This window comes from Microvirga puerhi, assembly GCF_020089865.1.
GTDB classification, from domain to species: domain Bacteria; phylum Pseudomonadota; class Alphaproteobacteria; order Rhizobiales; family Beijerinckiaceae; genus Microvirga; species Microvirga puerhi.
The window spans coordinates 290,314-305,064 of the sequence record NZ_JAIRBM010000003.1; the positions used below are offsets into that span (position 1 = coordinate 290,314).

At 60.0% G+C, this 14,751-nt stretch carries 13 protein-coding genes; 11 read left to right on the plus strand and 2 right to left on the minus strand.

Annotated features, from left to right (window positions below; all coding sequences use genetic code 11):
- Window positions 1-4: 4 nt before the first annotated feature.
- Window positions 5-1,438: a helix-turn-helix domain-containing protein gene (locus K9B37_RS05730; protein ID WP_224311970.1), complete on the minus strand. Its 1,434-nt coding sequence runs from the start codon at window positions 1,436-1,438 to the stop codon at window positions 5-7.
- A 188-nt stretch (window positions 1,439-1,626) separates the two neighbouring features.
- Between K9B37_RS05730 and aceA the strand changes: the two genes are divergently transcribed.
- The 11 genes from aceA (at window position 1,627) to K9B37_RS05785 (ending at window position 13,741) form a co-directional block, all read left to right on the plus strand.
- Window positions 1,627-2,946, plus strand: a complete 1,320-nt coding sequence (aceA, locus tag K9B37_RS05735; RefSeq protein ID WP_224312149.1) for an isocitrate lyase — start codon at window positions 1,627-1,629, stop codon at window positions 2,944-2,946.
- A gap of 33 nt (window positions 2,947-2,979) precedes the next feature.
- Entirely contained in the window at window positions 2,980-3,189 is a 210-nt protein-coding gene (locus tag K9B37_RS05740; protein WP_224311972.1) for a DUF4170 domain-containing protein, read from the plus strand.
- 184 nt (window positions 3,190-3,373) lie between these two features.
- On the plus strand, window positions 3,374-4,285 hold the full coding sequence (osmF, locus tag K9B37_RS05745) for a glycine betaine ABC transporter substrate-binding protein OsmF (RefSeq protein WP_224311974.1): 912 nt from the start codon (window positions 3,374-3,376) through the stop codon (window positions 4,283-4,285).
- A gap of 58 nt (window positions 4,286-4,343) precedes the next feature.
- The gene (locus K9B37_RS05750; protein WP_439651687.1) at window positions 4,344-5,546 is read left to right on the plus strand and encodes an ABC transporter permease; all 1,203 of its coding nucleotides are present in this window, start codon (window positions 4,344-4,346) and stop codon (window positions 5,544-5,546) included.
- Window positions 5,543-6,481 carry an ABC transporter ATP-binding protein gene (locus tag K9B37_RS05755; RefSeq protein ID WP_224311976.1) on the plus strand — a complete coding sequence of 313 codons (939 nt, stop codon included), beginning with the start codon at window positions 5,543-5,545 and terminating at the stop codon, window positions 6,479-6,481. The genes K9B37_RS05750 and K9B37_RS05755 overlap by 4 nt, the downstream gene beginning before the upstream one ends.
- Window positions 6,478-7,221 carry an ABC transporter permease gene (locus K9B37_RS05760; RefSeq protein WP_439651688.1) on the plus strand — a complete coding sequence of 248 codons (744 nt, stop codon included), beginning with the start codon at window positions 6,478-6,480 and terminating at the stop codon, window positions 7,219-7,221. Before K9B37_RS05755 ends, K9B37_RS05760 begins: the two co-directional genes overlap by 4 nt.
- Window positions 7,222-7,288: 67 nt before the next feature.
- Window positions 7,289-7,855 carry a biliverdin-producing heme oxygenase gene (locus tag K9B37_RS05765; protein ID WP_224311977.1) on the plus strand — a complete coding sequence of 189 codons (567 nt, stop codon included), beginning with the start codon at window positions 7,289-7,291 and terminating at the stop codon, window positions 7,853-7,855.
- Window positions 7,852-10,095, plus strand: coding sequence for an ATP-binding protein (locus tag K9B37_RS05770; RefSeq protein ID WP_224311979.1), 2,244 nt, complete (start codon window positions 7,852-7,854; stop codon window positions 10,093-10,095). The genes K9B37_RS05765 and K9B37_RS05770 overlap by 4 nt, the downstream gene beginning before the upstream one ends.
- Window positions 10,096-10,548 (plus strand): response regulator, encoded by a 453-nt coding sequence (locus K9B37_RS05775; protein ID WP_224311981.1) that lies wholly within the window; start codon window positions 10,096-10,098, stop codon window positions 10,546-10,548.
- 38 nt (window positions 10,549-10,586) lie between these two features.
- Complete coding sequence (locus K9B37_RS05780) at window positions 10,587-11,609, plus strand: sensor histidine kinase (protein ID WP_224311982.1); 1,023 nt, start codon at window positions 10,587-10,589, stop codon at window positions 11,607-11,609.
- On the plus strand, window positions 11,606-13,741 hold the full coding sequence (locus K9B37_RS05785) for a sensor histidine kinase (RefSeq protein WP_224311983.1): 2,136 nt from the start codon (window positions 11,606-11,608) through the stop codon (window positions 13,739-13,741). Before K9B37_RS05780 ends, K9B37_RS05785 begins: the two co-directional genes overlap by 4 nt.
- A 41-nt stretch (window positions 13,742-13,782) precedes the next feature.
- On the opposite strand, the gene K9B37_RS05790 is transcribed toward K9B37_RS05785, so the two are convergent.
- Entirely contained in the window at window positions 13,783-14,748 is a 966-nt protein-coding gene (locus tag K9B37_RS05790) for an isoaspartyl peptidase/L-asparaginase family protein (protein WP_224311984.1), read from the minus strand.
- Window positions 14,749-14,751 lie beyond the last annotated feature (3 nt).

Consider the following 14,751-nt stretch of genomic DNA (forward strand, 5'->3'; position numbering starts at 1 on the left):
AATATCAGGTCGGGTCGAATTCGAAGGGCGAAACGCCCCGTTTCATCTCGTCGACGATGAGCGCATGCATCAGGGGCGGCGCTGCGCGCTGCGGGCAGGCGACGCGTTCGCACAGGCGGCAATTGATCCCGATTGGCGTCGGATCGGGCACCGAGAGGTCGAGGCCACGAGCATAGACGAGACGGTGGGCGTATTTCAGTTCGCAGCCGAGCCCCACCACGAATTGCGGATCTGGCATTCCCCACGCGGTCGAGGCGCGCTTGACCGCGCACGCCACCGAAAACCAGCGCGACATGTCGGGCAGTTCGATGATCTGCGTTGCGATCTGACCAGGGGTCTTGAACGTGGCATGCACGTTCCAGAGCGGACAGGTGCCGCCATATTGCGCAAACGGGAAACGCCCCGACGAAAAGCGCTTCGACACGTTTCCGGCGGAATCGACCCTCACCAGGAAAAACGGGATGCCCCTGGCTCCGGTACGGGCAAGGGTGGTCAGGCGATGAGCTACCTGCTCGAAGCTTGCGCCGAAGCGGGCACCGAGCACGTCCACGTCGTAGCCTAGGGTTTCTGCTGCGCTGTGAAACTTGCCGTAGGGCATCATGAGGGCGCCGGCAAAATAATTCCCCAGCGACACCCGCAGCAGGCGTCGTGCAGGTCCCTCGGTGGGTTCGAGACGTGTCGAAAGCTCGTCGATCACCTGCCGCATCTCGGCGAAGGCCAGCTGATACGCCGCTTGAAAGGTTCGCCCCGGAGGGTCGACCATTTCGGAGATCAGAAGCTGGCGGCGATGATGGTCGTAGCGGCGCAGTGAGTCCGACATGACATCGACCGGCATCACGCGCACCCGGATGCCGTGTTTGGCCCGCAGGCGCTCGGCGATGGCAAAGAAGGGTTCGTGACCCGTTACCTGCAGATCGGAGGCCAGCGTTTCCGCTGCCTCGTCGAGCTCCGGAAAATAGTTGCGGGCATCCTGGATCACGTGCCGAACACGATCCACTGGGTTGTCCTGCGACGCATCCTCGGCCCTGTCGCGGTCGCTCATCTCCGGAGCCTGTGCCTCCCGCATGCTCCGCAGGGCCACATAAGCCCGGTAGAGCCGACTGACCGCATCGATGAAGCCGGGGGCCGCCTCGATGGTTTCTCGGAGTTCGAGGCGCGGAACCGGCGTGCTGCGAAACAGCGGATCGGCAAAGATCTCTTCAAGCTCCGACGCCGTCCGCTCCGTATCGTGGGCGGCGAATTCACGCGGATCCAGGGAATAGGCATGGGCCAGGCGGATCAGGACCTGCGCCGTGATTGGACGCTGATTACGCTCTATCAGGTTGAGATAACTCGGTGACAGGCCAAGCTCCTCCGCCATGCCGGATTGGCTCAGGTTGAGCTCACGGCGCAGGCGCTTGAGGCGGGGGCCGACGAAGAGTTTCTTGCCATCATCCATTTGTAAATTTCTTTACAGATTTACAGACAGGTTGCTGTCTGAGTTTTACACGGCCACTTTTATTTGCAAAACAAGCGTTGAAACAAGTTCTTCCTTGGCCGTTACTGAAGTTGAAACGCCTATCTCCTGAGCGTCGATTTTGGATGGTGGGGCGGAATTGTCAACGATTGTAAACGGAAGGATGTATGATGACCGTCCCAACGAACCCGAGTTCCTTCGACACGCTGTTTGCCGCTGCTCCAGCAGGGCGCTTCGATGGAATTCGCCGTCCCTATACGGTCCAAGACGTGCTGCGGCTGAGGGGCTCTGTGCCGATTGCCCATACATTGGCCGAGCGGGGTGCCGAGCGCCTGTGGCAGCTCCTTCACGAACGTCCCTATGTTCATTCCCTGGGCGCCATGACCGGCAATCAGGCGATGCAGATGGCTCGTGCCGGACTCGAGGCCATCTACCTCTCCGGCTGGCAGGTGGCGGCTGACGCCAACGTGGCTGGTGCGATGTACCCGGACCAGTCGCTCTATCCGGCGAATTCCGGACCGGAACTGTGCCGACGGATCAACCGGACCCTGCAGCGGGCCGATCAGATCGAGCACGCCGAAGGCAGAGCGAAGCGGGATTGGTTCCTGCCCATCGTGGCCGATGCGGAAGCTGGGTTCGGCGGTCCGCTCAACGCCTTCGAGATCATGAAGGCCTATATCGAGGCGGGCGCTGCCGGCGTGCATTTCGAGGATCAGCTCGCCTCGGAAAAGAAGTGTGGTCATCTCGGCGGCAAAGTTCTGATCCCGACCTCGGCCCATCAGCGCAATCTGACTGCCGCGCGTCTCGCCGCTGACGTCATGGGAACTTCCACGCTTGTCGTCGCCCGCACGGACGCAGAATCCGCCCGTCTGATCACCTCCGATGTGGACGAGCGCGATCGGCCCTTCATCGAGCCGGACAGCCGCACGCCGGAAGGGTTCTATCGATTGCGAGAGGGGACAGGCCTCGATCATTGCATCGCCCGCGGCCTGGCTTTTGCGGAATACGCGGATCTTCTGTGGTGGGAGACCTCGCATCCGAATCTCGACGATGCCAGACGCTTTGCCGAGGCTATCCACAAACGCTATCCGGGCAAGCTTCTTGCCTATAACTGCTCGCCCTCGTTCAACTGGAAGAAGAAGCTCGACGACGCCACCATCGCCAAGTTCCAGCGGGAGCTTGGCGCTATGGGCTACAAATTCCAGTTCGTGACGCTCGCTGGTTTCCACCAGCTCAATTACGGCATGTTCGATCTGGCGAGCGGGTATCGCGACCGCGGAATGGGCGCCTATTCCGAGCTTCAGGCCCAGGAATTTGCCGCTGAGGTGGCGGGTTATACGGCGACACGCCATCAGCGCGAAGTCGGCACCGGTTATTTTGACCAGGTGTCTCTGGCGATCACGGGCGGCGCATCGTCGACGACCGCCATGAACGACTCCACTGAAACAGCCCAGTTCCGGCCCTCGACAAAGCTTCAGGCGGCCGAGTGAGCCCACACGCAACCTGACCGACGGAGAACAATCATGCATAAGATTCGCTACTGGGTGGTGGGAGGCGAGTACACCTCCACCGATTTCGAAACCCTGATCCAGGGCACCGAGCGGGTGCTCGGTCCCTTCGAGAGCCGCAGTGATGCCGAGCGGACTTGGCGTTACCTATCGGAAGATCATCGGCCTCAAGCGCAGGTGCGCTTCACCATTGCGCAGGAGCCGCAGGGTGCGTTTCCGGCGTAGGGTTCCTTGACGCCGCTCTGGAAGCCGCCCCGATCCCGCATCCGCATGCCCCCCGGATGCGGGATTGCTCCGTCAACCATAACAAGAGAGGTTCTCCGGAATCGTGATAAAAGGTCTGTCGGAAAGCGCTGCCGGCCCTAAAACAGGGGGGCCGGATCGCCGGAGCTTCCGAAGGGGTCGCGTGATGAAAGCTGTTTTCAAATCTCTGGCGCTGGCCGCCACCTTGAGCCTTTCCGCCATGGCTGCACAGGCCGACGTGGTGGTTTCCTCGAAGATCGATACGGAGGGGTCGGTCCTCGGAAACATTATCTTGCAGGTGCTAAACGCCAACGGGATCAAGACCCAGGATCGGATCCAGCTCGGCGCGACGCCTGTGGTGCGCAAGGCCATTACGGCGGGCGAGATCGATATTTATCCCGAGTATACGGGAAATGCCGGGTTTTTCTTCAACAAAGCCGACGATTCGGTTTGGAAGGATCCGGTCAAAGGTTACGAGGCCGCGAAGAAGCTGGACTATGATGCCAACAAGATCGTTTGGTTGACGCCCTCGCCGGCGAACAACACTTGGGCCATCGCTGTCCGCAAGGACGTCGCAGAACCGAATAAGCTCGCGAGCATGTCCGATTTCGGTAAATGGATTGCGGGCGGCGGTAATGTGGTGCTCGCGGCATCCGCCGAATTCGTCAATTCCGCAGCGGCACTTCCAGCCTTCCAGAAGGCCTATGATTTCAAGTTGAAGCCGGAGCAGCTCATCGTCCTCTCCGGCGGGGATACCGCTGCGACCATCAAGGCGGCAGCGGAGCAGACGAACAAAGCCAATGCGGCTATGGTCTATGGAACGGACGGTGGAATCGCTCCGTCAGGGCTCGTGGTGATGACGGACGATAAGAACGTGCAGCCGGTCTACGCTCCTGCGCCGATCATTCGTGAGGCCGTATTGAAGGAGAATCCGCAGATTGCCGAAATGCTGAAGCCCGTCTTCGAATCCCTCGACTTGAATACCTTGCAGGACCTGAATGCGCGCGTGCAGGTGGGTGGCGAGGCTGCAAAAGCGGTCGCGACCGATTATCTGAAATCCAAAGGCTTCATCAAATAGGCAGCCGGACTTCGATGTTGTGGAGCGAGACACGAATGCAAGAGCGACCAGGTTTCTCGTGACGACATCGTCTGCTCGGGCGAGCGTCCCTGGCGCATCGCCTTTCCGGCTTGGCGTGTCTTTCGACCGCCTTGGAAGCGTCATTGCGCTTCTCGCCGGAATCTCAGTATTCGTGTTGCCATTCGTGACCTATCGCGCCAACCGCATCGTCTCGGGTGAACCGCGCTTGCTTCTGCATGCGCTTCCGACAACGGTTGCGGTTGCGGTGATGGGTGCTGTGGTCGCTGTCGCGCTTGTCGCGGTGTTTATTCGCTGGCCAACTGTCCGGTTGACTGCGGCGGCCTTGGGATTAGTCGTCGTCGTGCCTGCGGTCGGTCTGTCGGCGGGATTCATGACGCCGACCGGGAATAATTTCGCCCGTATATCGCCGGCCTCCGGCTTCTGGTTGCTGACGTTGGCGCTCGGCCTTCTTGTTGCCGACTCGCTGACGCGCCTTCGATTCGGGCCCTGGGCTCGCCTCGGCGCCCTTGTGATCGCAGCCGTCGCCGTGGCGATCCTTCTTGTCTCCGGAGCCTGGCACAATCTTTCTCTTCTGAAGGAATATGCCACGCGGGCCGACAGTTTCTGGCGTGAGGCCGATCAGCACATTTTTCTGAGCCTCGGCTCAGTCGCAGCCGCGGCCGCTGTTGGTCTGCCGCTCGGGGTTCTCTGCCATCGAGTTCGGGCAGTAAGAGGGCCGACGCTTCAGGTCCTCAACATCGTGCAGACGATACCGAGTATCGCTCTGTTCGGCATGCTCATGGTTCCTCTCGGTTTCCTTGCGGCAAATGTTCCCGCAGCCGCGGCCATTGGCATTCGGGGAATCGGTGCGGCGCCCGCTTTCGTCGCGCTGTTTCTCTATGCGCTCCTTCCCATCGTCGCCAACACCGTTGTTGGCCTCGATCAGGTTCCGGCGAATGTCGTCGATGCTGCGCGCGGGATGGGAATGTCGCGACGCCAGCGCCTCACGCAGGTAAAGATACCGCTCGCTCTTCCGATCATCCTGACAGGGATTCGCATCGTGCTGGTTCAGAACCTGGGACTCGCCACGGTCGCGGCTCTCATCGGCGGTGGTGGGTTCGGTACTTTCGTGTTTCAGGGTGTGGGACAGACGGCGATGGATCTCGTGTTGCTTGGAGCAATCCCGACCGTCGCCCTATCTTTCGCCGCCGCAGTCATCCTCGATGCGGTCATCGATCTCGCCGGGAGAGTGCGTAAATGATCGAGATCGAGCACCTGTCCAAGCATTACGGCGAGACGATTGTCGTCGACGATGTCAGCCTGCGTGTCGATGAAGGCACCATCACGGTGGTCGTCGGCACGTCGGGTGCGGGCAAATCGACTTTGCTGCGTATGATCAACCGTCTGGTGGAACCAAGCGCAGGCCGGGTCCTCATCGACGGGCAGGATACGATGTCGATCCCCGAGGACGAACTCCGCCACCGCATCGGATATGTGATCCAGGGCCATGGGCTCTTCCCACATCGGACCGTTGCCGGGAATATCGCGACGGTGCCCCGCCTGCTGGGTTGGGACGCGAAGCGGATTGCCCAGCGGGTCGAGGAACTGCTCCTCCTCTTCCAACTCGATCCGGCCGAATTTGCGAAGAAATATCCTCATGAATTGTCCGGCGGACAGCAGCAGCGTGTTGGTGTTGCACGGGCGCTTGCGGCACGGCCGGCCCTTCTTCTCATGGACGAGCCGTTTGGTGCCCTTGATCCGCTCATTCGAAGCAAGGCGCAGGACGACCTACTGACGATTCAGCGGCGCCTCGGCACTACCGTCGTTCTCGTGACGCACGACATGGAGGAGGCTTTCCACCTCGGTGACATGATCGCCGTCATGGATGAGGCTCGCTTGCTGCAATACGGAACGGCCGCCGAATTGCTGACCCGTCCCCTGCCGGGATTCGTCGAGCGGCTGGTTGGCACCGCCGAGAGACCCTTCCGGCTCCTATCGCTGGCCAAGGTGGGCGATGCAGTCGAGCCGGGCTCAGCTGAAGGCGAGCCGGTCGACGTCTCCAGCAACCTTCGGGACGCGCTGTCCAGGCTCATCTGGATAGGCTCTCCTACCGCTCCTGTCGCCGATGCCTCTGGGGCCATTGTCGGACGGATCAGCGTCGATGGTATTCTCGCCCATGGACGGAGGCCGACATGAAGATGTCGGCCGCTTCCCTCAGGATAGCCGCCTTCGTTCTGCTCGTCGCGTTCGTCTCCGCACCTCAGCTCTTCGCGTTCGTGTTCGAGCCGCTGACGGAGAACGGGGCGCCGGCGATCTACAACCAGGGCAGCCTGCTCTCCTTGACGCTCGCGCATTTGCGGACGGTCTTCGGCGCCGTCGTCGCCAGTACGATCGTGGCGGTTCTGCTTGGGATCTTCGTGACAAGACCTGCCGGAATGGAGTTCCTGCCGCTGTCGCGGAGTATCGTCAACATCGGTCAAACCTTTCCGCCAGTTGCCGTTCTCGCGGTGGCCGTCCCGATTGTCGGCTTTGGCGAGGCCCCGACTCTCATCGCTCTGTTCCTCTACGGTCTGCTGCCCATTTTTGAAAACACCCTCAGCGGTTTGACGCAGGTGCCGCCGCTGGTCCTCGATGCAGCCAAGGGGATGGGAATGTCGCCGCGTCAGCGACTGCTGGGCGTCGAGCTCCCATTGGCGCTTCCCGTGATTCTTGCCGGCATCCGTCTTTCGGCAATCATCAATTTGGGAACGGCCACCATCGGTTCGACCGTGGCGGCAAAGGGGCTGGGTGAGGTCATCATTGCAGGGCTTCAGTCAAACAATGTTGCGTTCATTCTTCAGGGCGGATTGGTCGTGGCCCTTCTTGCTGCTCTGCTTCACGATGGATTGATGACCCTAGAGCGCACTATTGCCTCGCGGCTGGGACGATCCATGTAACGGGCCTAGGGTTGCATGCCCGCTCCGAAGCACTTGTATTCCTCAGTAAACTCCGCCCACTCGCCTCATGACCCTTCTCGAACGTCTCAAAGTGGAAACTCGATCCGCGCACGAACGGATCGAGAAAGCCTTCGATCTGGAGCGGCATACAGCCACGCTTGCCGATTACAAAAAGCTTCTAGCCCGCTTCTACGGCTTCCACAGTGCCTGGGAGGAAGCCGCAAGCCAGACCATGATCGACATGGCGTTCTTTCAGCAACGCTGCAAGGCCGAGCTTATCGCGAGCGACCTTCGAAGGTTAGGCTTGGCATCGTGGGAGATCGCGCAATTGCCACGATGCCAACCTCTGATGCCGCTATCGCAAGAGACCGATGTGCTGGGGAGCATGTACGTCGTCGAGGGATCGACTTTGGGTGGAACTATCATCGCACAGGCGGTCAAGCGCCGCCTCGGGCTCACGGCAGAGACGGGCTGCGGTTATTTCCAAAGTTACGGGCGGGATACCGCCCGGATGTGGAAATCGTTTGGAGAGCGGCTTTTGGCGGCTTCTTCGCCGATCGCAGATGACAGGATCGTTGTCTCGGCGCAGCGAACATTCGCGGTGATGCAGGATTGGCTGGGCGGAAAACAATGACCCTTGAAACCGCCTCACGTGATCTGGATCTGACAGCCTGTGACCGGGAGCCCATTCATATCCCAGGCAGCATTCAGCCCTACGGCATCCTTCTGGCCATGCGCCCGTCGGATCTCGTGTTGACCTATGCCAGCGTGAATACGGCTGAGACCTTCGGTCTTGAGCGGCAGGTAGTTCTCGGGCGAACCCTTCGGGAGGTCCTGCCGAAGGTCGCGAGACTGCTGGAGCCGGACCTTGCACAGCCGGAGGAACGGGGAAGCACCCGCTTTCTTCGCACCCTCGCGATCGGAACGGCTCGGGGAGAGCGGGTCTTTGATGCCATTGTCCACAATGGAGCGGATCAGACAATCCTTGAGCTGGAGGAGACGCCATCTGAAGTCGCAACCACGTTGGATACGCTCTATCCGACGCTGCGACGGTTCGTCGAGCAACTGCAGGCGGCGTCTTCCGTCGAGGAGTTATGCCGCTTGGCGGCAGAGGACGTGCGTCGCATGACGGGGTTCGATCGTGTGCTCGTCTACGAGTTCGATCCGGAATGGAACGGAAACGTCATTGCCGAGGACAGAAACGACGTCTTGCCGTCCTATCGGGGACTTCGCTTCCCGGCATCCGATATTCCCTCTCAGGCACGCGAGCTCTATCGCCGCAACCGGCTGCGGATCATCCCGGACGCAAACTATACGGCAGTTCCAATTGAATCTCTCAGTCCTGAGCCGCTCGATCTGAGTGACGCTGTGCTGCGGAGCGTTTCGCCTGTTCATCTCGAGTACATGCGCAACATGGGTACCATGGCCTCCATGTCGATCTCGATTCTGAGGAACGGCAGGTTATGGGGATTGATCTCATGCCATAGCGGGGAGCCGCGGCGTGTCCCGCTCTCTGTCCGCAATGCCTGCGATTTCCTTACGCAGATCTTTTCGCTGCAGCTCGAGGCTCGAGAGCGCGCGGCGATTGCGGAAAATCGCATGCGTCTCGGGTCGGTACAGGCTCGTCTTCTGGGACACATGGCAGCAGAGGATGTCTTCATCAATGGGCTCGTGAATAATCCCTTCGAGCTCATGGAACTCGCAGGCGCGCAGGGCGTCGCGATCATCGATGCGGAACGGTGTCAGTGCCTCGGGCACACTCCTACTGAAGATCAAGTGCAGGCGCTCTTCCACTGGCTTTCGAGCGAGCATCCGGAAGATATGTTCGTCACGGAGGTTCTCTCCGACCACTATCCGGAAGCCGCCTCCTATGCCTCGGTCGCCAGCGGCGTCCTTTCCATCGCCATTTCCAAGATGCATCCGAGCTATGTCATCTGGTTCCGGCCGGAGGCCGTGCAGACGGTCAGTTGGGGCGGTGATCCTCATAAGCCTGTTCACGGTGAGGTTGGCGCCACGCGCCTTCACCCGCGAAACTCATTCGAGATTTGGAAGGAAACGGTCCGTGGGCGTTCATCGTCTTGGAATCCGAGCGAGATCGACGCTGTCAAAGAGCTGCGAAATACTATCGTAGGAATTGTGCTGCGCCGGGCCGAGGAAATGGCCTCTCTCGCCGAAGAACTGCATCGCAGCAACAAGGAGCTGGAAGCATTCTCCTACTCCGTCTCGCATGATCTGCGGGCCCCATTCCGCCATGTCGTCGGCTATGCGGAGCTTTTGAAGAAACAGGAAGGCAGCCACATCACCGATCGCGGGCGCCGCTATATCGACACCATTATCGAGTCCGCTTTCACCGCAGGCACATTGGTCGACAATCTTCTCAGCTTTTCCCAGATGGGACGGACGGCCCTCAAGCCTCGTCTGATACATACACAACCGATCGTCGACGAAATCCGGCAAAAGCTCCTCCTGGAAACAGAGGGGCGGCACATTGTATGGAAGATCGGTGATCTTCCACCGATTCAGGCCGATCCGTTCATGATCCAGCTGGTCTTTGAGAACCTCGTCTCGAATGCGGTGAAATACACCCGCCCTCGGGATCCCGCCGTGATCGAGCTTGGTTCCTATCGGAAGGATGACAACGTCGTCTTCTTCGTACGCGACAATGGTGTCGGATTCGATATGGCCTATGTCGGAAAACTCTTTGGCGTCTTCCAACGTCTGCATCGCATGGAGGAGTTCGAGGGAACCGGGATCGGACTTGCCAACGTTCGGCGCATCATCGAACGCCATGGAGGCAAAGTCTGGGCCGAGGGTGCCATCGACCGCGGAGCGACGTTCTCTTTTTCTCTACCGAATGCCATAGGAGCGGCGTGAATGCCGGAACTGAAGCCCATCCTCCTCGTCGAGGACAATCCCAAGGACGTAGAACTCGCTCTCACAGCGCTTGAGCAGAGCCAGCTCGCCAATGAAGTTGTGGTTGTTCGTGATGGCGCAGAAGCCATCGATTTTCTTTACCGTCGCGGAGTGTACGAAACGCGGAACACCGCTGATCCTGCCGTCGTGCTCCTCGATTTGAAGCTTCCGAAAGTGGACGGCCTCGAAGTTCTGCAGAGAGTCAAGACCGACCCGGAAATGCGCCATACGCCGATTGTCATGCTGACGTCGTCGCGAGAAGAGAGTGATCTGGTTCGAAGCTATGAACTCGGCGTCAATGCATTCGTTGTAAAGCCGGTGGGATTTCGGGAGTTCTTTGAGGCTATTCAAGATCTGGGTGTCTTCTGGGGCATCCTCAATGAACCTCCGCCGCACCGTGACCGAACGGGATGATGATGGTCGATCCAGGAGCTGCGTTATCGGAGCATGCCTTGCGCGTCCTTCTCTTGGAGGACAGCACGCTCGACGCCGAGCTCGTGCAAGAGGCTCTCGACGGTATAGGTCGCTCCGTCTTCATAAAACGGGTCGTCTCCTCCGAGGAGTTTTGTGTTGCCGTCTCTTTCGAGGAATGGGATCTTATCCTCGCTGACTATGTCCTGCCTGCGTTCGACGGTCTTTCGGCCCTCTCATTTGCACACCAGCATTGTCCCAATACGCCATTCATTTTCGTCTCCGGGACATTGGGGGAAGAGATCGCCGTCGAGGCGCTCAAGCTCGGAGCGACCGATTACGTCGTCAAGCAGCGTCTCGAACGGCTCCCAGCGACGGTTCTGCGGGCGTTGGCTGAGGCCGGCGAGCGCAAGCAAAGGCGGCAAGCACAAGCTGATCTCCACCGGCTTCTGGAAGAGAGAACGACGCTGCTTCACGAGTTGGATCATCGGGTGAAGAACAACTTGCAGCTTCTTCTCTCTCTTGTCAGCATCGAAATGAGACAGGCAGGATCCGATGAGACGCGCAATACTTTGTGGCGCATGAAGGAGCGCCTGCAAGCTCTCGGGATGGCCCATCGCGATCTTTACGACGGTAAAGGAGCACGACTGTTCGATGTGGCTGCCTTTGTACGCAATCTCAGCGATGAACTGATCTCCACACTGAGAGGGCTCGACGTCACCCCGGAATTCGAGCCGGATACGATCGAGGTCGAGGCGGCAAAGGCGGCGCCGATCGCGCTCCTCTTTAATGAACTCGTCGTCAATGCACTGATACATTCCTATGATCGTCGAGCGGGAAAGCTGAAGCTGCAGATGAGGAGGGAGGGTAGATTTCTAATATTCACCCTGTCTGACGACGCCTTCTCTCGCGAGGAAAAAAGGAACGCTCGCGCCGGCAGTACGAGCACCATTCTCAGAGCACTGAGCCAGCAGCTTGAAGCCAATATTGTCTGGCCCGAGGATGATGCCAAGATCCTCGTACGCGTGACGATGCCGCTCGATGAAGCGGGCGTAAAGTCATGAATGCGTTGCGTGGCATGATGCGGGAGCGCAGGAGCGCCACGGACGCCGGCACGTCAGTGCGGCAGCTCCTTTGGGGGCTCGTTCTGGCTCTTGCCATTCCAACTGTTCTGGTGACCAGCGCTGGAATCTACTCGGTTTATCGGGCCGAGCGGGAGGCGACCGATTTGCGGCTGCGCGAGACGACGCGAGCCTTGGCGCTCTCCCTCGATCTTGAAATTGAGAAGGCCGAGGCAGCCTTACGTATCTTGGCGGTTTCGCCCCATATCGAGAGTGAAAACTTCGCTGCATTCCATGATCAGCTCGTCCGGACTCCGCTTCCGAATGCAATTTGGATTGCCCTGTTCGAGCCGAATGGACGTACCGTCGTCACCAGTCGGCGTCCATTTGGTGAAAGCCTCCCCGACAGTCTGCGTCCGGAGACGCTTCGTCGAGTTGGTGAGACAGGCAGGGCAGAATTGTCAGATCTCGTCGTAGGCCCCGTGACGGGCCAGCCTATCGTGACGCTCGATGTACCGATCAAGGTCGGAGACAAGGTCGCTTACATTCTAGGGATGGCTATCGATCCGGCCGTCTTCCAGAAGCTTATCACAGACCAGCGGATTGCCGAGAACTGGCGCGCGGCGGTGGTCGACCGCAGCGGGAGGATCGTCGCCCGGTCCTTCGCACCCGAAACGTTCGTCGGCCAGACGATCCGCCCGGAACTGCTGCAGGCGATCACTACCTCCCAAGAGGGAGATATAGAGAGTACGGCGCTCGACGGGCTTCCCGTAAGATCCTATTTTACGCGCTCGTCGGACTATGGATGGTCTTTCGTGATCGGCTATCCGAAGGCCGAGGTTTTTGCGGCCCTGAGCCGGGCTCTCATATGGCTGCTCGTGCTCGGGACTGTCATCCTCACAGGCTTTATCCAGGCAGCGCTGTTGTCGCGATCCATAGCGCGGCCGGTTCAACGTCTTGTGGCAATTGCTCGCAACCTCGGAAAAGGACAACGGATCGTTGCATCCCCGATGCACGTTCTCGAGTTCGACACCATACAAACGGCCCTCGCTGAAGCGGCATCCTCCATCGCAAATCAAGCGCAGGAGCGCGAGGACGCGCTGGAAAGGATTGCGGAAAGCGAAGTCCGCCTTCGCCTTGCCCTCAACGCAGGAGATCTCGGGTCCTGGGAGTACGATCCCGAAGCAGGAAACTTGAACACATCTGCGACATCTCGGCGGATCTTCGGACGGGATTCGAATCTGCCGTTCTCTTACAGGGACCTGCTCGATGCCATTCATCCGGATGATCGTGAAAAGCAGACTGCCGCAGTTCACGATGCTCTTTTGAGCCGCTCAGATCTTCATGTGGAGTTCCGCGCTATATGGCCCGACGAAAGCGTGCACTGGGTGAGGGTGAGCGGACGCACGCGAACGGAGCCAAGCGGGAACGTAACCCTCGTCGGGGTCTGTCAGGATGTCACCGCTCGAAAGCTTGCGGACGAGCGGCAGGCGCTCCTCCTTCACGAACTCAACCACCGCGTCAAGAATACATTGGCCACGGTCCAATCGATCGCATCGCTTACGCGCCGATCGGCTGAAGCTGGGGACCCTGCCGTATGGGATGCGTTTCTCGGCCGCTTGCAGGGGCTAGCGAACACCAATGACCTGCTGACCGCGACCAACTGGAACGGCGCTTATCTGGAAGACGTTCTGTGCAACGAGCTGGAGCCGTATCAGGACGCCTTGAAACGGCGCATCAAGCTGCGTGGACCGCGGGTCAGCCTGCAAGCCAATGCGGTGCTCGCATTAGGACTTGCCGTGCACGAGCTTGCCACCAACGCTGCCAAATACGGCGGCTTGTCGAGACCGGATGGACGAGTCTTGGTTACCTGGGCGGTCACCAAAGGTTCAAGTCCGCGCTCCCTGCTGGTCGAATGGGTCGAGACCGGCGGTCCGCCAGTGGTCTCCCCACAGCGTCAGGGCTTCGGATCAAAGCTCATCCAGCGCGGATTGGCGCAGCAACTCGGCGGCGAGATCAAACTCACCTTTGCGACGTCCGGCGTGCGGTGCGTCATCACCTTTCCCGTTGCAGGCATCGTCGCCGAGTTGGATGAGCCAACCGAAGCTGACGACCGTGAGCTGGCCGCGTCGTAACGAGGCACCTGCCGACCCACGGCAGATGCCAGCCCCTGAGCCTATCGGTCTTTATGATCTATCAACGGTTCGTCATAGATCGCCGTGCGCAGGATTCCGTCGGCTGTCACGACACCGCGGTACATGCCGGCACAGTTGAATGGCAGTGCAAAGGATCCATCCTGACCGACTGCAATCACGCCGCCTGAGCCTCCGGCCGGCGCAAGCATATCGACCACAACCGTGCGCGCCGCTTCTTCAAGAGAGCGTCTGGCATAGCGCATTAGAGATGCAATCTCATGGCCCGCGGCATAGCGGATGAAGATCTCTCCGTGGCCGGTTCCGGAGACCGCGCACGTCTCGTTGTCCGCCCAGGTTCCTGCGCCGATCACGGGGCTGTCGCCGACGCGCCCTGGCATTTTGGCCGTCATGCCGCCGGTGGAGGTTGCCGCAGCCAGATTGCCCTTACGGTCCCGTGCCACCGCGCCGACCGTGCCGTGCTTGCGCGATTCGTCGCGGTCGTCCGCTCCCGTTTGGCGCATAGCAAGCGTTTCCTGAAGAGCGTTCCAGCGCTGCTCAGTGAAGAAGTACGATGGCTCTTCGAAGGCAAGGCCTTGGTCCCGGCAGAACTCCAGAGCGCTTGCGCCAATGAGGAACACGTGATCGGTCTTTTCCATCACGGCTCTGGCCGCGAGAACCGGATTACGCGGGCCGCAGAGACCTGCGACTGCTCCAGCCGCCCGGTTGCGGCCGTCCATGACGGCTGCATCCATCTCCTGCTTGCCGGCAGAGGTATAGACCGCGCCGCGTCCCGCGTTGAACAGAGGTTCGTCTTCCAATGCCATGACGGCAGCCGTCACAGCATCAAGCGCTGTCCCGTCGCTGGCCAGAACCGAGCGCCCTGCCTCCAAGGCGCGCCGCAATCCGGCGTGATAGGCGGCCTCTCGTTCAGGTGTCATCTTGCTGCGCAGGATAGTGCCTGCGCCGCCATGGATCGCAAGGGTGAAGTTGTTGTCTGAGGAGGTCATGAT

Excerpts from the sequence above, each read along its gene's own strand:
- K9B37_RS05770 (WP_224311979.1), top strand. The coding sequence starts at position 7,852 with ATGACCCTTGAAACCGCCTCACGTGATCTGGATCTGACAGCCTGTGAC.
- K9B37_RS05730 (WP_224311970.1), bottom strand. The coding sequence starts at position 1,438 with ATGGATGATGGCAAGAAACTCTTCGTCGGCCCCCGCCTCAAGCGCCTG.
- K9B37_RS05765 (WP_224311977.1), top strand. The coding sequence starts at position 7,289 with ATGACCCTTCTCGAACGTCTCAAAGTGGAAACTCGATCCGCGCACGAA.
- osmF (WP_224311974.1), top strand. The coding sequence starts at position 3,374 with ATGAAAGCTGTTTTCAAATCTCTGGCGCTGGCCGCCACCTTGAGCCTT.
- aceA (WP_224312149.1), top strand. The coding sequence starts at position 1,627 with ATGACCGTCCCAACGAACCCGAGTTCCTTCGACACGCTGTTTGCCGCT.
- K9B37_RS05760 (WP_439651688.1), top strand. The coding sequence starts at position 6,478 with ATGAAGATGTCGGCCGCTTCCCTCAGGATAGCCGCCTTCGTTCTGCTC.
- K9B37_RS05785 (WP_224311983.1), top strand. The coding sequence starts at position 11,606 with ATGAATGCGTTGCGTGGCATGATGCGGGAGCGCAGGAGCGCCACGGAC.
- K9B37_RS05790 (WP_224311984.1), bottom strand. The coding sequence starts at position 14,748 with ATGACCTCCTCAGACAACAACTTCACCCTTGCGATCCATGGCGGCGCA.
- K9B37_RS05755 (WP_224311976.1), top strand. The coding sequence starts at position 5,543 with ATGATCGAGATCGAGCACCTGTCCAAGCATTACGGCGAGACGATTGTC.
- K9B37_RS05775 (WP_224311981.1), top strand. The coding sequence starts at position 10,096 with ATGCCGGAACTGAAGCCCATCCTCCTCGTCGAGGACAATCCCAAGGAC.
- K9B37_RS05740 (WP_224311972.1), top strand. The coding sequence starts at position 2,980 with ATGCATAAGATTCGCTACTGGGTGGTGGGAGGCGAGTACACCTCCACC.